The sequence below is a fragment of the Falsarthrobacter nasiphocae genome (genome assembly GCF_031456275.1).
Classification (GTDB): Bacteria; Actinomycetota; Actinomycetes; order Actinomycetales; family Micrococcaceae; genus Falsarthrobacter; species Falsarthrobacter nasiphocae.
In genome coordinates this window covers 837,964-855,031 of sequence record NZ_JAVDUI010000001.1, presented here as the reverse complement: position 1 = coordinate 855,031, position 17,068 = coordinate 837,964, and the positions used below count along the sequence as shown (strand labels likewise).

Sequence of the window (17,068 nt, the reverse complement as noted above, 5' to 3'; positions counted from 1 at the left end):
GACGCCTTTCCCCGAAGCGCGTCATGTTCGGGCCCCCGAGCCCCGGAAACTGGGCTCATAGCCGGCGTGGACGGGTCATGCATGGCGCAGTTCGGCAGGCGGGCAGCCCGCCCGCCCCGCCTCGGCCCCCGCAGGCAGGGTCGACGCCAGCTCCCGCACGTAAGTGCTGAACCCGTCCTCGACCCGGCCCGCGAGCCTCGCGGAGGTTGTCACACACGGCACGGGGGAGCGGCGGATGCGGGCGCCGGCCGTCTCGAAGGCCGCCACGAGGCCCACGTCCTCCCCGTGCTTCACGGCGGAGAAGCCGCCCACGGCCCGGTAGGCCGCGGCTCGGAAGCCCAAGTTCGCGCCGAAGACGAACGGGTGCCCCTCCGTGGCGGGGTGCAGGCGGTGCCAGGCGGCGATGAGCTCGGGATCGGCCCCGTTCTCGTCAGGGCGGACCATGCCGACGAGCATGTCCTCGCCCGCCGCCTCGCTGCCCAGATGGGCCGACGCCCAGCCGCGGGGGACGAGGCTGTCGGCGTCCGTCGTCCCTATCCACAGGCGCGGAGGCACGGGCGAGCCGGACACCTGGCTGGCCCACGCGAACACCCGCTCGCAGCCGGCGCGCCGCGCGGCGCCCACGCCGGAAGACGTCTGGGCCAGGACCTCGATGCGGGGGTCGTCGGCCGCGATCCGCCGCGCGATGTCCAGGGTCGCGTCCTCCCCGCCGTCCACCACGCAGACCACGTGGCACGCGAGGGCCGGCTCGCTGCCGGGCCGCCCTGCCTCGGCGGCGGTCGCCGCCTCCGCCGCGTCGAGCGAGTCCAGGACGGAGCGGAGTGTCGCGCCCACGCCTGACTCCTCGTCCCTGGCCGGGATGACGACGCCGAGGAGCCGGCCCCCGCTGAGGTTTCTGCCCGAGCCGGGCGTCCGGCCCTCGCCGCGCCTGGGTGCGTCAGCGTCCACTGGGGCCCGCGATATCGAAGAGGTCGATGAGGAAATCGGGGTCCTCGTGGGACGCCACCCGCTCTCCGGGCCACGTCTCGCGCGCCATCCGGTGGACGGCCGCGGCGTCCAGCGGCCACCCCTCAATGTCGCCTCGCCAGTGGCAGAGGGCGACGACGGCGCCGCCGCCGGACGCGGACGCCGCGATCTTCGCGAACGTCGCGCGCAGGTCGGCCTCGGTGAGGTAATACCCAGTCTCCGAGAGCACGATGAGGTCGAACGACCCCTCCGGCCAGGACTCCGGCACGAGCATCTGGCGGAACTCGACGCCCGCACGGCCGCCCTGCTTGGCCTGGGCCTGCTCAAGGGCCTCGGCGCTCGCGTCCACGGCGAGGACGCGCTCGCTGATCCGGGTCAGGTCCCCGGTGAGCGCGCCCACCGAGCAGCCGATCTCGAAGGCGCGCGCATACGGCCTGTCCGCATCGGCGGAGGCGCCGTCACTCCCACCGTCATCCGCACCGGCACCGCGGCCCAGCTCGGACTCGTCGGAGCCCGGCACCCGCCCGCCGCGGGCCTCCTTGAGCAGCCCGATCAGGGTGGCGCGCTTGCGCGCCTCGTATGCGGAGGTATAGGTCCGCCAGGGGTCGTCGTCCTGATGGACTTGATCAAAGACGCGCGCCGCGTCCGGGTGCGCCAGCGCGGCCTCATCCCGGTGCGCCTGCGCGGCCTCATTCCGGTCCGTCTGCGTGACCTCGAAGGTCTCGAATCCGCGCAGGAAGTGCGCGAGGAAGTCTGGCTGGACGATGGCCTCGTCTCCCGGCGCAGGCGAGAGCGGCCGCGTCTGCGTGGGGTAGAGCGCCCACAGGGCGTCGCGGTCCAGGCCCGCTGGGTCCGGCAGACGCACCCACGAGCGCCAGCGCGCGTCCTCGGGGCCCGCCCAGTGCCAGTACCAGATGGGGTACTCGAGGACCGTGGCGCCGAGAGCGCGCCCGGCGGCCAGGGCCGCCTCGCCGAGGGTCTCGTGGTCCGGGTGCCCGTCGTCGTGGCGCGGGGAGACGACGACGGCCCGCGCGGCGTCGCACCCCGCCAGCGCGGCGTCCAGGGCGTCGCGGACGGCCTCCGGGGACTCGGCCACGCGCCCGTCCGTCAGCCCCGGGTGCACGGTCCGGGCCGAGGGGAAGAGCGCGCCCGAGAGGGCCTCGAACTCCGCCGCGCGCAGCTCCGCGAGCTGCTCCGGCGTCACCGTGGGGGAGCGGGGGTGGGAGTTCTCGCCGCCCGTGAAGAGGATCGCCACGGTGTCCACGCCCAGCCGCTCGGTCTCTGCGAGGAGGGCGGCGCAGCCGAGCAGCTCGTCGTCCGGGTGGGCCGCGAGGACGACGACGCGTGAGGCGCCAGCCAGGAGCCGCGCGTCCAGGAGTGGGAGCTGCCCCACGCCCGCGTCAAGCCAGGACTCCTCGGGCGTGGAGGCGTCAGTGTGGTGGAAGGTCACCACGTGGGGCCTCCTGAGAGGAGGGTGCGGCCGAGGGCGGCCTCGTCTCGTGTGCCGTGGTGCTGGCTCGCGTAGACGGTGAGGTCGGCGTCAGCCTTCGCGAACGCCGCGTTGCCGGTGAGGAGCGCCGGGCCCGCGAGCTCGCGGCTGAGGGCTTGGACGGTGGTCGCGGCGCGGTGGACGGCGGTGCGCACGCGCAGGGCATAGGTCCACTCGGCGGCATCTGGGCAGGGCTCGTGGCCCTCGGCCACGCGAGCGGCGGCGCGCAGGAGGGTGCAGGCGGTGAGAATCTCGACGTCGATCCGTCCGGCCAGCGCCGCCAGCACGGCCGTGTCTGGACCTTCCGGCTTGGTCTGCGCGGCGGTCACGGCGGCCCGGGCCAGACCCGTTGCCCCGCCGAGCCAGCATGCAGCCACCCCGATCCCGCCCCAGGCGAATCCGGGCCGCGTCAGGTACCAGTCCGTGCCGCCGACGGGCTCTGCGGGGGCGCCCGTGAACTCCACGGGCCCGCTGGGGATCTCCGAGAGCCCGCGGCTCGGCCACGCATCCTCCAGCGGCGTCACCCCCGGCCCCTGGAGGGCGACGGCGAACGCCTGGCGGCCGCCCTTGACGTGCGCCGTCACGATGGCGTGGCTCAACTCGCCGGCCAGGGAGCACCAGGGCTTGACACCGGTCAGGGCCCAGGACCCGTCCTCCTGCCGGTGCGCCTCGAGGCGGGAGCCGGGGGCCTCGGCGGCGAAGACGCCCCACGTGGAGCCGTCCGGGACGGCCGGGCGCGGCTCGGGGGCCTGGGACAGGATGCTCAGGGCGTCGAGGTGGGGCTCGACCATGCGGGCCGCGCCCAGGTCTGCCTCGGCGATCTCGGCCAGGACGCCCCAGATCTCGCCGAAGGGTGCGCCCGCGAGGCCCGGCCAGGCCTCGTTGAGGAGCGCAATGCGCTCGGAAGGGGCCTCAGCTGTGCCTAGACGAATGGCAGGGGATGGATCGGCGCTCGACATGCTCGGTGTCCTCCTCGGTGGTGCGGTGTTCCGCACGGGGCCTCTCCAGTCAAGCCTACCGATCCCGCGGCGAGGCACCGCAGCTGAGCGGCACCCTCGCGATTGCTGGGTCCTGTGTCCAGGTGCCCGACACGGCCTAGACGTAAGTGTGTCCGAGGACTTCGGAGAGTTTGCGAGGCTTGATGCTGGAGGTCTTGGCCCGCGCGAGGCGCTCAGCGCGTCGCTCATCTGCAGGGCGGAGGTAGCCCATGGCCTCGCGGTAGCGCTCGCGCTCGTCGCGCTCAGCGTTGCGTTCCCACTGCTCTTGGCGATTCATTGCCGCACCCTCCTTCGCCCAGTGTTGTGCCTCAGTTTCTCACGCCCCGGAGGGGGTTGTCATGTCCGGAGGACGTTGGGGGACAACTGATCGACCCGAGTTCGGGCCAGGATGGGGGCGCTGTTGCGGCGGCTTCGTAGGGGTCAGGCCGGCTCAGCCCGCGGTGCGAAATGCACCCCCGTCATCGGGGGTTAGTGGCCAAAAAGTGTGTGTGGCAGGGGCCTGCTTCCCAGTCGGCAGTAGGGCTATACGCCCGTTGACTTACTCTGCAAGCATGATGAATGCCCCTTCCCGCGAATCGGCCCCGTTGTGGTGTATGCGCCCAGACCCTGATCAAGAACGGCACGACCAGCGCAGGACGCCCGCGCTACCGATGCTCATCCTGCGGAGCGTCCACCACCCCAGCCCGCCGGGGTGACCTGACGCGGGCCCACCAGATCCACCGCTTCGAGGACTGGCTCCTTGGACGTACGACCCAGGGCGAGCACGGGCCCGCTCGCACCTTCCGCCGCCAGCATGCCTGGTGCTGGAACGTGGCCCCGGAACCAGTACTGACCGGGGAAGTCCACCGGGTGCTGATGCTGGATGGGACGTACTTCAACACCTGGTGCGCGCTCGTGGCCTACACCGGTGAGCATGTCGTGGCGTGGCAGTTCTGCGACCGGGAGAAGCGCGCGTCATGGGCCGCGCTGCTGGAGATGATCCCGGCCCCGGACATCGTCATCGTCGATGGGAACGCCGCGGCTCTGACCGTGATCGGCGAGCTGTGGCCCGCCACCCGGGTTCAACGGTGTCTCTTTCATCTGCTTCACCGGGTGGATGAGCATCTCACTCGCCGGCCCGTGCTACAGGCAGGGCGGCAACTTCGGTCGCTGGCCCGGGCGTTGCCGAAGGTCTCCTCCCTGGACCAGGCGGCCTCGTGGGAGGCTTCGTTGGCCGCGTGGCATGGGGCCTGGCGGGCGTTTCTGACGGAGCGCACGTACGCCCGTGCTGGCCTGGTGAGGCCCTCGAGCGTGCCTGTGAGCGCGGCGTGGTGGTACACGCATCAGCGTCTTCGGCGGGCGTATTTCACCCTAGAGCGCGTGCGCAAAGCCGGGCATCTCTTCACGTGGTTGGAACAAGCCAGGCCCGGGGAAGTGCTGCCGCGTACGACAAGTCCGCTCGAGGGTGGGGTCAATGCCGGGCTCAAGGAGCTCTTCCGGTCACATCGCGGGATCCCCAGGCACCGGGCCCCCGTGGCGGCGGCCTGGTATTTCCGGTCCTTGAGCGTGGACACTCGACCAGCGAGCGAGCTCATCCGCGCCGAGCACTACCAGGCCCGGGAGGACACCATCGCGGGCGTCGAGGAGGTCATCGGGCCCGAGCTGTGGGGCCACGGGTTCAGCTGGGAGGACGGGAACGGAACCCAGCAAGGGTGGGCAGGACGGCCATGACACGCCCGAGAAAAACACACTTTTTGGCCGCTAACCCGCCATCGGCGAATGGTGGGCACGGACCCCGCCCCGGACATGCAGAAGGCCCGCACTCCCTTGATTTCTCAGGGAAGCACGGGCCTTCGCTGTGGCGGTGACGGAGGGATTTGAACCCTCGGTACGGGGTTACCGTACACAACATTTCGAGTGTTGCACCTTCGGCCGCTCGGACACGTCACCCAGCCCGACTACTCTATCCGATGCGCCCGCTTTCCCCCAAACGGTCGGGGCCGGGCCCACCTCAACGCCCAAAGCCGGGCCCGTTCCCCGGGGCGCGCCTACGCGCCGCGGAGGCCCCGGAAGAAGCCGCGGAGCAGCTCGGCGCACTCGTCCTCCCTGACGCGGGGAATGACCTCCACAAAATGGTTGAGCCGCGGCTCGCGCAGCACGTCGAAAACGCTCCCCGCCGCCCCGGCCTTCTCGTCCCACGCCCCGAAAATCACGCGTCGCACCCGGGACAGGACAATCGCCCCCGCGCACATTGCGCACGGCTCCAGCGTGACCACGAGCGTGCAGTCCTCAAGCCGCCACGAGTCGCCCATCGCCCGCACGGCGTCTCGCAGCGCAATGACTTCGGCGTGGGCGGTCGGGTCGCCGTCTCGCTCCCTCTGGTTGTACCCCGCCCCCAGGACGTGGCCCTCAGGGCTGACGACGACGGCGCCTATCGGCACGTCCCCCGCCGCCGGCGCACGCCGGGCCTCGTCGAGGGCGAGACCCATCCAGGCCCGGGCCTGTGCGTCAGACGGGGGCGGCCCGTTGGGGGCCGGCTGTCTAGGGGAGCTCATAGTCCTCAATGGTAGTTTTTCCGTATGCGCACTCTCGTCGTCGACCACCCCCTCGTCGCCCACAAGCTCACCGTGCTTCGCGACGTGCGGACGCCCTCCCTCGTCTTCCGGAAGCTCACGGAGGAGCTCGTGACGCTGCTGGCGTACGAGGCCACGCGGGACGTCAAGACGGTCCCCGTCGAGATCGAGACGCCCGTGACTCGCACCGTGGGCACGGCGTTTGCGAAGCCGACACCCCTCGTAGTCCCGATTCTTCGGGCGGGCCTCGGCATGCTGGAGGGCATGATCCGCCTGGTCCCCACCGCGGAGGTCGGATTCCTCGGCATGGCTCGTAACGAGGAGACGCTGGACATCATCACCTACGCGGAGCGCCTGCCTGAGGACCTGACGGGCCGCCAGGTGTTCGTCTTGGATCCCATGCTGGCCACGGGCGGCACGCTCAAGGAGGCTGTCCGCTTCCTGCTCAAGCGCGGCGCCGAGTCCGTCACGTGCCTGTGCCTTCTCGCCGCGCCGGAGGGCCTCAAGGTCCTTGAGGACGAGCTGGACGGCCTGCCTGTCTCGCTGGTTCTCGCGTCGATTGACGAGCGCCTCAACGAGAAGTCGTACATCGTGCCCGGCCTCGGCGATGCGGGTGATCGGCTCTACGGGGTGGCGGGCTAGGTCGACGTGAGGCCGGGCGGGAGCCCGAGCTGATCATGAAACGACAGTCGGTTGCATTATTATTGGGTATGCGCGTGCCTTGTCGGCGCTCGTCGAGGAGGACCGTGCACCAGCATTCCGCGCACGCTAAAGGTCTGCCATGCCCACCACTTCCGGCTACGTCCATGTCTCCCGGCGCGTGAGTCACGTGTCGCAGGAAGCGAATAGCTCCGTCTACGGCGCTCAGGTGGGGGTGGGGCGGCCCGCGGGCCCCTATGGGGCGGCCCATGTGGGCAACGGGGTGGTCCTGACGGCGCCAGCCGCCGTCGTCGCAACCCCTCCCGCAGAGCCGGGGTCGGGGCTGCCGGACGCGGTGGCGCGCGGGTTTGTCATCTACGTGGGGCTCAGCGAGCAGACCGCGCATGAGGCCGGATTGTCCCTGACCCGGGTGGCGCAGCAGGCGCGGGCCTACATTCATGAGCTCGTCCCGCAGGCGGAGTCTCACGCGGCCGTGGCCCTCGCTCCGACGGACGCGGCGGGGGACGACCTCGAGATCGTCCGCCGCGCCCTGGGGGACCCGGGGATGCCTCCCCGTCCCGCCCCGCGGAGGAAGCCGAGCCAGGAGGAGAAGGAGAAGTCCTCCAAGGTGGTCTCCGTCGCGGGTGTCCTCATTGACCTCGCCCGCCGGGAGGTCTACCTCGACGGCGTTCCGCTGAGCCTGACGTTCAAGGAATTCGAGCTCATTTTCCTCCTTGTGGAGAATCAGCACCGCGTGGTGAGCCGTGAGGAGATGCTCACGGAGATCTGGGGCGCGGTGGGGGAGCAGCCCAGTCTGCGAACCATTGATGTCCATATCCGGCGGCTGCGCACCAAACTGGGCCGGCTCTCGGGCGCGGTGCGAACGGTGCGCGGCGAGGGGTACCGTTTCTTTGAGCACCCGGAGGTCGTCGTATGGACGGCCCCGGAATATTACATTTAGGCGGTCATTGCCGCCAGAGAAGGGGGCCGCGTGCGCAGACTCAGTATTGTTCGACACGCTACGGCGGCCTTTCCCCGAGGCGTCGAGGACCACGAGCGCCCGCTCTCCGCGGCGGGCCATGCGCAGGCCCCTCTTGTCGGCGAGGCGCTGAAGGAGCACGGCTGGGTGCCGGAGTGCATTCTGGTCTCCAGCGCGCTGCGCACCCGGCAGACGGCCGCGTGGATCGGCGAGTCCCTGGGGGAGCAGGGCCCCACGCCGCGCCTCATGGACGGCCTGTACAACGCCACGGCGGCGGAGATCGTCTCGGTCATCAACCAGGCCCCGGCCACCGTGGACTCCCTCCTCATCGTGGCGCACATGCCAGGGGTTCAGGAGACGGCCATGCGGCTGGCGAGCATGGACTCTGACCAGGAGGCCGTCATCGAGATGGCCACGGAGTACCCCACGGCGGGCCTCTGCCTTTTCGAGACGGACACCCCCTGGGCGGAGCTGGACGGGCGTGACGCGCGCCTGCTCTCCTTCATCGCGCCCCGCTAGCCTTCTGCTTCTGGCAGGAGATGACGACGACGCTCCCGCCGAATCAGGCCCCGTCCTGCTCCGCGAGGCCGCGTGCGGTCAAAAGGCAGATCGAGACTCGTTCGGGAACTGACGGGCGGCGCGCCTGGCCGTCGTCGAGCGAGAGCGCGAAGACCGAGCCGAAGATCGCGTGAGCCGTGAGGCGGACCGTCGCCGCGTCCGCGGACGGCACGGCGAGTTCGAGACCCTCCTCCACGAGCCCCACCACGCGGTGGCGGAGGGACGCGAGTGTCTCCGCCCACTCCCCGGCCCCGCGCCAGCTGGTCGCCACCCACAGCCTGGCGAAGGAGGGGTACTCGTCGAGGAAGCGGAAGCCCTGCTCGAGGACGCTGGCCAGGTATTCGAGTCCGTCCGAGTCCGCCGCGCGCCGGATCCCCGCGATGCGCTCTTCGAGCTGCTCGAGGCCGAACCGGAGGAGTTCCTCGACGAGCTGACTCTTCGAGCCGAAGTTGTAGTAGATGGAGCCCTTGGAGACGCCGGCCCGGGCGGCCACGTCCTCGACGCGCGTCTCCGTGACCCCGGACTCGCCCATGAGCTCCATGGCGGCACGGAACAGCTTGAGCTTGGTCGTGCGAGTGCGCACTGGGCGGCGACGAGGCTCTGAGGAGGCTTCGGGCTCATTCTGGGTCATGGGGTCAGCACCGGCTTGAAGGTTGAGAGGGTCCAGCGGCGGGACCGCATGGTGGCGAGGGCACCCAGCAGGAGGCCGAAGACGCCCCACGCCGCCAGGACGAGCAGCTTCTCCCGGGCAATCCCGAGGTCGCCTCCGTAGGTGATCTGCCGCATGGCGTCCACCATATAGCCCATCGGGAGGTAGCGGTGGAGGCTGTGGAGGGGCTCGGGGGTGGTCTGCCACGGGAACGTGCCGCCGGAGGAGACCAGCTGAAGGATCATGAGGACGAGCACGACGAGCTTGCCCGGTGAGCCGAGCAGCGCGACGATCCCGTGGATGACGGCGCTGAAGGAGAACGTGCCGAGGAGCATGGTGCCGAGGAGCAGCCACGGGTGGACCGGGGTGAGGCCCACACCGAGGGTGACGGCCGTGAAGAGGACGAGCGCCTGGGCGAGCCCGATGAGCAGGAACGGCAGCCAGCCGCCGAGGGAGACGGCGAGCGAGGGGGCGTTCGAGGCGAGCGCACGCGGCGTGAGGGGCCGCATGAGCTGGGTCAGGATGAACACGCCGATCCACAGCGAGAGGGACAGGAAGAAGGGCGCCAGGCCCGCGCCGTAGGACTGGGCGGTCGTCTGGGCGGAGTCCGTCACCTTGACGGGGTCCGCGATGACCTTGGAGGCCCTCTCCTTGACGGTCTCGCTCGGGTTGGGGACCTGGTCGGCGCCGGCGCGGATCTGGGACGCCAGGGTCGAGGTGCCATCCGTGAGCTTCTTCAGGCCGCTTCCCAGGGAGGACGCGCCGTTCTGAGCCGAGACGAGGCCGTCCCGGAGCGAGGCGGCTCCGTTCGCCGCGGTGCGCTGGTTGGCAGCGAGGTTTGAGGCGCCGGCGGCCAGCGTCGTCGTGCTCTTGGAGAGCTCCGCCGCGCCCGAGGCGAGGGAGCCCGCCCCAGTGGAGAGGGACCCCGCCCCCTGGGAGAGCTTGCCCGCGCCCTCCGCGAGGCTGTGCGCGCCCGTGGCCGCCTGCCCCGTGGCGGCGGAGAGCTGACCCGCGCCCTGGGCCAGGGCGGAGGCGCCCTCGGAGACGGCCTGGGACCCGGTGGCGAGCTGGTTGACCTTGGCGGCGGCGTCGGCGACCCGGGCGCGCGCCTGGGTGACTGTCGTGGACGCCTGGGCCGCGAGGACGCGCTGTGTGATGGCGTCCGCCTGCTCCTGCGTGAGCGTGCCGTCCTTGACGAGAGTCGCGAGGCGCTCGGCGGCGGCCTGGTCTGCGGTGGTGCCGAGCGTGTCGAGGGCCGCGACCGCGTCCTGCACGGACGCGTTGAGGACAGCGTTGCCGTCGGCGACCTGCTTGGCGCCGGCCGCGAGCTTCTGGGCCTGGCCGGGGAGGGCCGTGACCTTCTGGTTCATGGTGTCGAGGCCGGTGGCGAGGCTGTTGGCGCCCGTGGCGAGGTTCGAGGCACCGGTGTTGAGGCTGTTCGCGCCGGTCGCCAGGCTCGAGGCCCCCGTGGACAGGGTGTCCGCGCCCTGCGAGAGCTTGCCCGCGCCGCCCGCGAGCTGGTCCGCCCCGGTGACGAGCTGTCCCTCACCGGAGGCGAGGCTCCTCGCCCCGTCGGTCAGCGTGCCCAGGCCTGCGGCGAGGTCTGCCGCGCCCTTCTGCGCATCGCGGCCGCCCTGTGTCAGCTTGTCGGCGCCGTCGGCCGCCTTGATCATGCTCGAGTGGATGCTGGAGTAGCCGCCAAGGAGCTGGTTGGCGGTCTTCTCGCCCACCTGGGTGGCCACGGCGTTGTGAATGGACCCGGTCAGGCGGCCAACGATCGTCGAGAGGACGTAGTTGTTCGCGTCGTTCGTCGTGACGGTGAAGAGTGCCTGTTTGGCGGCGTCGAAGTTTTGGGGCGAGGCGAGGTTCGCGGAGAAGTCCTTGGGGATCGTGAGGGAGAAGCCGTAGCGCCCGCTGCGGACGCCGTCGGCGGCATCCTCGGGGGACGTGCGGACCCAGTCGAAGGAGCCGCTCTTCTCGAGGTCCGCGGCCACGTCGTTGCCTGCTGTCAGGTGAGTGGTGCGCTTCTTCCCGTCCGCGGCGGGGGCTTCGATGCTAGCGCCCTCGTCCTCGACGACGAGTGCCGCCTGGATGCTCCCCAGGTGCTTGTAGGGGTCCCAGTTGGCGTAGAGGTAGGTGGCGCCGTAGAGGAGCGGCACGAGCGTCAGCGCCAAGACGGCGAGCTTCGGCAGGAGCCCGTTGGTCATGCGGCGGAGTTCGGCCCCCGCGATTCGTGCGGCGTTCATGCGCGGTCCTCTTCTTCGTGCGTTGGGTTCTGGGGTTCGGTGTCCGCAGCGGGCTCGGGTTGGTCCGCGCAGCCGTCGTCGCCTACGTACACCACGGTCCCTCGCCAGTCGTGGGGCGCGGAGGGGAGGAGAACGACGACGGTGACGCCGCGGGCCGCAACCTCCGCCACGTAGGGCAGCCACTCCTCGGCCGGGGCGTGGCGGTCAGGCGAGTCAAGGACCAGGAGGTCCACGGCCTCGTCCATGAGGGCGGTCTCCGTGAGGAGGCGGAGGCGGTGCGCCCCGTCGATCCGCTCCAGGGGCTCCCGCGCGAGCTCCCCGAGGCCGTGATCCGCCATCCAGGACTCTGCCCGGCGGTTGAGGAAGAGGGTGCGCATCCCCGGCGTGAGGGCCATGGCCTCGGTGACGATTCCCCGGCCCGTGAGCTCGTCGCCCGGCTCGGTGATGTCGGGCGCGTCGATGAGAGCGGAGCGGCGGCGAAGCGGCCGGGGGCTGTCCACGGAGCCGCTCGTGGGGCGCATCCGGTCCGTCAGGATGAGGCCCAGCGCCGTGCGGGTCTCGGGCGACTCGTGGATGACGAGCGTGACCTCTCCCGCGGCGGCGGAGAAGGAGGTGGGCGTGATGATGTCGGCGTGGTGTCCGCGGAAGCGGAGGTCATGGGCGGTGAGCACGGAAACAGCCTAATGAAACTGACCGGTCAGTTCAAATAGGAGGGATGCTAGGGGTGGGGCTCCCCGAGTTTCCGGGGAGATTGGAGGGTGGAGGCCTCCGATTGGCGCTTTGTTCAGAACCCGTGTAAAGTTGTCTACGGCTCAAGGGCCAAGGCGGTCTCGAAAGAGAATCGTTTGCGTGCGTAGCTCAACGGATAGAGCATCTGACTACGGATCAGAAGGTTGGGGGTTCGAATCCCTTCGCGCGCACCACTCCAGAGGAAGCCCTCTCACGATCAGGTGAGGGGGCTTCGTCGCTGTCCGGGCGCGGGTGCTGCCTCCGCGGACATTCAGACCGCCCCTGCTGCTGATCGGGCCACCCGCCCTGCCGAGCCGTTTCAGCTTACCCAGCTTTGAATCTCGAGAACTCGCCTCGTTCCCGACGGCGTTCGATCAATGATGCCGTGCTTCGACCGCTGCGCCGCTCACAATGGTAGACCGGTCTACGTGACGAACGGCACCTCTGGCTCGGCTTCATTCTGTCTTTCACCCCGAGTTCATGCGGAGTTTGCCCTGATGGGCCCATTCCCCACCCCGCGGCCCCGTCCGGTCTAGACCAGTGGTCTAGTGGCGCCAGCCGACGTCGTCGTAGTGTTGTCCCCACTTGCTCTATCCCGTTCATGGAGGACCACTATGACGATCAACGCCAACGAGACCACCACCGAGTCGAACGTGCCCGGGCTCAAGGGGACCACCTACGCGAAGCTTCAGGCGTGGGTCGATGAGGTGGCCGCCCTCACGCAGCCCAAGGACGTCTACTGGGTGGACGGCTCCGAGGCCGAGATCAAGCGCCTTCAGGGCGAGCTCGTCGAGAAGGGCGTCCTCAAGCCGCTCGACGAGTCCAAGTTCCCGAACTCCTTCGCCGCCTTCTCTGACCCGGCCGACGTCGCCCGTGTCGAGGAGCGCACCTTCATCTGCTCGGAGAAGAAGGAGGACGCCGGCTTCACCAACAACTGGATGGACCCGTCCGAGATGCACGCCAAGCTCGACGGCCTCTTCAAGGGCGCCATGCGCGGCCGCACGATGTACGTCATCCCCTTCGTCATGGGCCACCTGGACGCGGACGAGCCCAAGTTCGGCGTCGAGATCACGGACTCCGCCTACGTTGTGGCATCCATGCGCATCATGGCCCGCATCGGCTCCGACGTCCTCAAGAAGATCGAGGAGACGGAGGCGTTCTTCGTCCCCGCCCTCCACTCCGTCGGCGCCCCGCTCGAGGACGGCCAGGAGGACGTCGTCTGGCCGTGCAACGAGGACAAGTGGATCGTGCACTTCCCGGAGGAGCGCTCCATCTACTCGTACGGCTCGGGCTACGGCGGAAACGCGCTGCTCGGCAAGAAGTGCTACGCGCTGCGCATCGCCTCGGTCATGGCGCGGGACGAGGGCTGGCTCGCCGAGCACATGCTCATTCTCAAGCTCACGAGCCCGGAGAAGAAGAGCTACCACATCGCGGCGGCCTTCCCCTCGGCTTGCGGCAAGACGAACCTCGCCCTCCTCGACCCCACGGTTGAGGGCTGGACGGCCGAGACTCTCGGCGACGACATCAACTGGATGCGCTTCGGCAAGGACGGCGCCCTCTACGGCGTGAACCCCGAGGCCGGCCTCTTCGGCGTGGCCCCCGGCACGGGCTGGAGCACCAACCCGAACGCCATGCGCGGCATCGCCAAGGGCAACACGATCTTCACGAACGTCGCGCTGACGGACGACGGCGGCGTCTGGTGGGAGGGCATGACCGACGAGGTCCCCGCCCACCTCACCGACTGGCAGGGCAACGACTGGACCCCCGAGTCCGGCCGCCCCGCCGCCCACCCGAACTCGCGGTTCTGCACCCCGATCGACCAGATCGACATGCTCTCCGACGACTACTACGAGCCGAACGGCGTCAAGATTGACGCCATCCTCTTCGGTGGCCGCCGCAAGACCACCATTCCTCTGGTCACCGAGGCGCGGGACTGGAAGGGCGGCATCTTCATGGGCGCCACTCTCTCCTCTGAGACGACGGCGGCTGCCGCGGGGGCAACCGGTGTTGTCCGCCGTGACCCCATGGCCATGCTCCCCTTCATCGGGTACGACGCGGGCGACTACCTCCAGCACTGGCTGGACACGTCCGCGGGCCACGACCCGGAGAAGCTCCCCAAGATCTTCCTCGTGAACTGGTTCCGTCGCGACCGCGACGGCGGCTTCGCGTGGCCCGGCTTCGGCGAGAACTCGCGCGTGCTCAAGTGGGCCCTCGAGCGCATCGAGGGCAAGGCTGACGGCGTTGAGACGCCGATCGGCGTGGTCCCGACGTTCGAGTCCATGGACCTCACGGGCCTCGACACGACCCGCGAGCAGTTCGAGGACGCCGTGAAGTTCGACGATGCCGAGTGGGCTGAGGAGCTCAAGGGCATCCAGGAGTGGTTCGCCCGCTTTGGCGACTCGCTGCCCGAGGAGATGAGCCAGGAGCTTACTCGCCTCGAGGAGCGCCTCGCGAAGTAGCGGTGTGCGGGCGGCCCCGCTCTGGGGCCGCCTCTAGGATCGGCCCGCGCGCAGCGCGGACCGTGTGCGCACCTCATCACGCGCACCTCTCAAAGGCTCAGGCCCGGCACAATGGCGTGCCGGGCCTGAGCCGTGTCTTGTCGTTTCGCCTGCCGCCTCAGGGTGGGTGGAGAAACTCGTGACGCATGAGCGTCGATAGGGATCTAGATGTACTCCCAGATGATTCCTCCGGCACAGCTGATTGCTCCGAAGACACCGAGCCGCCGCACGATGAACTTGGCGGCCTTCTGGGGGGTGTTGAACCATCGGATCACTGTCTCTGCGCTAATGGCCCCCGGGACTCCGATGCCAAGGCAGGCCCCGATGATGCGCTTGACCTCGGGATGGATGATCCCCTCGGCTTGTGTGTCATCTTCGGTTTCTGGCAGGGCCGTGTCTCGTGCGGAAAGCGTTGCTTCCAGGTAGGTCGCGAGCGGGGTTCCCAGCGCATCAACTGCCACGAGGTCCCCGGAGTCTAGGTGGCGGAGCGCAACGGTCCCGTCGGGAAGGGCGGCCCTTCCACTGCTGACAAACACGTCGCTGATGACTTTCGCTTGCTCCGTGGTGATTCGTTCGCTGACTCCAGCGCCGAGATGCGCGCCCAATCGCGAGGCCGCGGACCGCTGGTCTCCGGGAAAGGGTTGGAAGAGCTCAGCATCGCGTCCTGACGACTCACTGTTGAGTGCAAGGGTGGTGCTGACCAGGTCTACTGGCGTCTGGGGTTGGGAGGCGTGGCCGGCGGGCGTGGTGAAGGCGAGCCCCAGGAGCAGTGTGCTAGTGAGGATCGTCTTGGTGGGCGGTTTGATCATCCGGATATCTCCTTTCGGTTGGCCTGGACCGGGTAGTCCCTTCAGGCATCATGATGGTGACGGTGAGGAGGGCCGAGGCCCATGGAATCGCCTTGAAGGCCTCGCCTGCGTCCCGGAGCACGAGACTCACGATGAAGTAGACGGCGAAGCCTAGGAGCAGGACGGGAAACTTTGCCCGCCATGTGGGGTGGGCGTCGTCCTGAACCGTCTCCTGTTCGGCTGGGTCTCGCGTCAGGCCAAGCCAGCGCAGGACTCTCTGGAGGACGATGGCGTGTCACCTCCCTGGAATGTTGTCCATGTGATTGCAATAACAGGATGCTGCTCATCGGGCTGGCGCGCAAGGGTCTTTCGGAAATAGCGACCGATTGTTATATATTCGTGATCAAATCCTCAGTCTGAGTTCAGGATGAGTTGAGAGTAACCCCAGCTTGGGGTCACCCCTCGGATCGGCCCGCGCGAGGCGCGGACCGTGTGCGCACCTCATCACGCGCACCTCTCAAAGGCTCAGGCCCGGCACAATGGCGTGCCGGGCCTGAGCTGTCCCCGCGTGCCTATGAGGGGCGGTTTGTGGGGGAGTGACGTGGCGTGGGCGGAGACGGGGGCTCCGAGGTTCTGCTGCCCGAAGGCCGGGGGTTAGGAGTAGTGCCCAGCGCGATCTTGGCGGTGAGAATGGCCATGATCAACGGGACGAGGGCAGAAAGCGCGTCCACCTGGCGGGGTACGAGCGAGAGTACGACGAAGACGCCTAGCCCAACGACGACAGCGAGCAGTTTTGTCCGCCGTGTGGGACGGGCCTGCGTGGGTGTGGCCTCCTGGGTGGAGGGGTCTCGGGATAGGCCGAGGTAGCGAAGGAATCCGTGGATCAGGCTCATGCTCCACCCCCATTATCAAATCGACCGAGATGTCAACGACGATAGTGCTCCCTCTCGGGGTTGTCGTGGGTAACTTCTCGAGGAGGTGGGTCGGGTGCGTCTTTGGAGGCGCGCCAGGGGGGTGAGGGTGGGGACTATTGAGATAGGTAGCCAACCTATGGTAAACACTTAAGGAGCCTTCGGGCAGCTGGTGCCCCCGCGCTGGCGACTCGGGCTCGGGCCAACTCGGCCATCCCTGCCTCTGTGCCAGAAGGAGTCTCGATGACCTCACAAACCCCCATCTCCCGCCGATCGGTCGCCCTGGGCGCATCCTGGGCCCTGCCGGCTATCGCTGTCGCTTCGGCGGCGCCTGCTTCGGCCGCGTCGAAGCCTGTACCAGACTCGAAGCCCCGGCCCGAGGTTACATGCCCCGCGCTGCCGTGCCTGGTGGCCGCGCCGGGCTCGGCCCCGTCGTGGACTGCCACTCGGGTTCCGGACGGCTCGCTCCAGCTCAACTGGACCCTGGGCACGTACCGTCAGCGGTGCGTGACGTACAGCCCCCACACGGCGTACTGGCTCATCACTCCCAGGGCCATTTCCATCACGACGGAGCAGGGCCGGACCTACACGGGCCGGATTACGACCAGCTCGGGTGACCAGCCCTTCGCGGTCAGCTCGACGGCGTCCCCCACCCTCGCCGCCAACTTCAGGGACTACAAGTTCGGCTACAACTCGCCGTTCTCCAACGCCGTGGTCGGGTTCGTGTATCGGAACAAGCCGGTGACCTTTGAGCTCACCTACGTTCTCTCGTTCCGCAACCTGAGCGGCAGGAACGTCGCGACCATCCCCGAGGGTGGCTGTGTCTACACTGCCAAGGTTCGGGCGGGCCAGCGAGGCGCGGATGTGAAGTACCTTGTTACCTCGCAGGGCGTCCCGGGCAGCATCGTCTGATTCTTGGGGTCCACGTCAGGGGCTCTTGCCAAGGGCGCCCCTGACGAGGGGTGCGCAACACGCGTCGCACTCCCTCAGGCGGCGCCCCCGCGCCGTCCCCGGTCCGAGGGTGGAACTCAGGCCCGGCACCACACGGTGCCGGGCCTGAGTCGCG

The 17,068-nt window shown here is 69.2% G+C and carries 15 protein-coding genes and 2 tRNA genes; 7 read left to right on the top strand and 10 right to left on the bottom strand.

Annotation, left to right across the window (positions count from 1 at the left end; translation table 11 throughout):
- Positions 1 to 75 precede the first annotated feature (75 nt).
- The 4 genes from J2S35_RS03840 to J2S35_RS03825 all read right to left on the bottom strand — a co-directional run bounded on the left by J2S35_RS03840 (position 76) and on the right by J2S35_RS03825 (position 3,730).
- Positions 76 to 948, bottom strand: coding sequence for a glycosyltransferase (locus J2S35_RS03840; protein ID WP_309850023.1), 873 nt, complete (start codon positions 946 to 948; stop codon positions 76 to 78).
- On the bottom strand, positions 938 to 2,419 hold the full coding sequence (locus J2S35_RS03835; RefSeq protein ID WP_309850017.1) for a bifunctional PIG-L family deacetylase/class I SAM-dependent methyltransferase: 1,482 nt from the start codon (positions 2,417 to 2,419) through the stop codon (positions 938 to 940). Before J2S35_RS03835 ends, J2S35_RS03840 begins: the two co-directional genes overlap by 11 nt.
- On the bottom strand, positions 2,413 to 3,414 hold the full coding sequence (locus tag J2S35_RS03830) for an acyl-CoA dehydrogenase family protein (RefSeq protein WP_309850016.1): 1,002 nt from the start codon (positions 3,412 to 3,414) through the stop codon (positions 2,413 to 2,415). The genes J2S35_RS03835 and J2S35_RS03830 overlap by 7 nt, the downstream gene beginning before the upstream one ends.
- A gap of 136 nt (positions 3,415 to 3,550) precedes the next feature.
- A complete protein-coding gene (locus J2S35_RS03825) occupies positions 3,551 to 3,730 on the bottom strand; it encodes a hypothetical protein (RefSeq protein WP_309850014.1) in 180 nt (59 codons plus the stop codon).
- Between the two features lie 281 nt (positions 3,731 to 4,011).
- Between J2S35_RS03825 and J2S35_RS03820 the strand changes: the two genes are divergently transcribed.
- Positions 4,012 to 5,163, top strand: coding sequence for an IS1249 family transposase (locus tag J2S35_RS03820; RefSeq protein WP_309850010.1), 1,152 nt, complete (start codon positions 4,012 to 4,014; stop codon positions 5,161 to 5,163).
- Between the two features lie 128 nt (positions 5,164 to 5,291).
- Here J2S35_RS03820 and J2S35_RS03815 read toward each other — a convergent pair.
- Together J2S35_RS03815 and tadA are read right to left on the bottom strand one after the other, a co-directional pair.
- Positions 5,292 to 5,382, bottom strand: a tRNA-Ser gene (locus J2S35_RS03815).
- A gap of 98 nt (positions 5,383 to 5,480) precedes the next feature.
- Positions 5,481 to 5,987 carry a tRNA adenosine(34) deaminase TadA gene (tadA, locus tag J2S35_RS03810; protein ID WP_309850007.1) on the bottom strand — a complete coding sequence of 169 codons (507 nt, stop codon included), beginning with the start codon at positions 5,985 to 5,987 and terminating at the stop codon, positions 5,481 to 5,483.
- Positions 5,988 to 6,011: 24 nt separating this feature from the next.
- Here tadA and upp point away from each other — a divergent pair, with 24 nt between their 5' ends.
- The 3 genes from upp to J2S35_RS03795 all read left to right on the top strand — a co-directional run bounded on the left by upp (position 6,012) and on the right by J2S35_RS03795 (position 8,142).
- Positions 6,012 to 6,647, top strand: a complete 636-nt coding sequence (upp, locus tag J2S35_RS03805; protein WP_309850004.1) for a uracil phosphoribosyltransferase — start codon at positions 6,012 to 6,014, stop codon at positions 6,645 to 6,647.
- Between the two features lie 139 nt (positions 6,648 to 6,786).
- The gene (locus J2S35_RS03800) at positions 6,787 to 7,605 is read left to right on the top strand and encodes a winged helix-turn-helix domain-containing protein (protein WP_309850002.1); all 819 of its coding nucleotides are present in this window, start codon (positions 6,787 to 6,789) and stop codon (positions 7,603 to 7,605) included.
- A gap of 30 nt (positions 7,606 to 7,635) precedes the next feature.
- Complete coding sequence (locus tag J2S35_RS03795) at positions 7,636 to 8,142, top strand: SixA phosphatase family protein (protein WP_309849998.1); 507 nt, start codon at positions 7,636 to 7,638, stop codon at positions 8,140 to 8,142.
- 43 nt (positions 8,143 to 8,185) lie between these two features.
- Here the strand turns inward: J2S35_RS03795 and J2S35_RS03790 are convergent, their stop codons facing one another.
- The 3 genes from J2S35_RS03790 to J2S35_RS03780 are packed head-to-tail and all read right to left on the bottom strand — an operon-like array spanning position 8,186 to position 11,747.
- On the bottom strand, positions 8,186 to 8,812 hold the full coding sequence (locus J2S35_RS03790; protein ID WP_309849996.1) for a TetR/AcrR family transcriptional regulator: 627 nt from the start codon (positions 8,810 to 8,812) through the stop codon (positions 8,186 to 8,188).
- On the bottom strand, positions 8,809 to 11,076 hold the full coding sequence (locus J2S35_RS03785) for a YhgE/Pip domain-containing protein (RefSeq protein ID WP_309849994.1): 2,268 nt from the start codon (positions 11,074 to 11,076) through the stop codon (positions 8,809 to 8,811). Before J2S35_RS03785 ends, J2S35_RS03790 begins: the two co-directional genes overlap by 4 nt.
- On the bottom strand, positions 11,073 to 11,747 hold the full coding sequence (locus J2S35_RS03780) for a hypothetical protein (RefSeq protein ID WP_309849992.1): 675 nt from the start codon (positions 11,745 to 11,747) through the stop codon (positions 11,073 to 11,075). Before J2S35_RS03780 ends, J2S35_RS03785 begins: the two co-directional genes overlap by 4 nt.
- 176 nt (positions 11,748 to 11,923) lie before the next feature.
- Between J2S35_RS03780 and J2S35_RS03775 the strand changes: the two genes are divergently transcribed.
- Both J2S35_RS03775 and J2S35_RS03770 read left to right on the top strand, forming a co-directional pair.
- Positions 11,924 to 11,999, top strand: a tRNA-Arg gene (locus J2S35_RS03775).
- Positions 12,000 to 12,419: 420 nt separating this feature from the next.
- Positions 12,420 to 14,264, top strand: coding sequence for a phosphoenolpyruvate carboxykinase (GTP) (locus tag J2S35_RS03770; protein ID WP_309849990.1), 1,845 nt, complete (start codon positions 12,420 to 12,422; stop codon positions 14,262 to 14,264).
- A 203-nt stretch (positions 14,265 to 14,467) separates the two neighbouring features.
- Here J2S35_RS03770 and J2S35_RS03765 read toward each other — a convergent pair whose 3' ends face one another.
- Positions 14,468 to 15,112 (bottom strand): hypothetical protein, encoded by a 645-nt coding sequence (locus tag J2S35_RS03765; RefSeq protein ID WP_309849987.1) that lies wholly within the window; start codon positions 15,110 to 15,112, stop codon positions 14,468 to 14,470.
- Positions 15,113 to 16,245: 1,133 nt separating this feature from the next.
- Here J2S35_RS03765 and J2S35_RS03760 point away from each other — a divergent pair.
- Positions 16,246 to 16,914, top strand: coding sequence for a hypothetical protein (locus J2S35_RS03760; RefSeq protein ID WP_309849984.1), 669 nt, complete (start codon positions 16,246 to 16,248; stop codon positions 16,912 to 16,914).
- Positions 16,915 to 17,068: the final 154 nt, after the last annotated feature.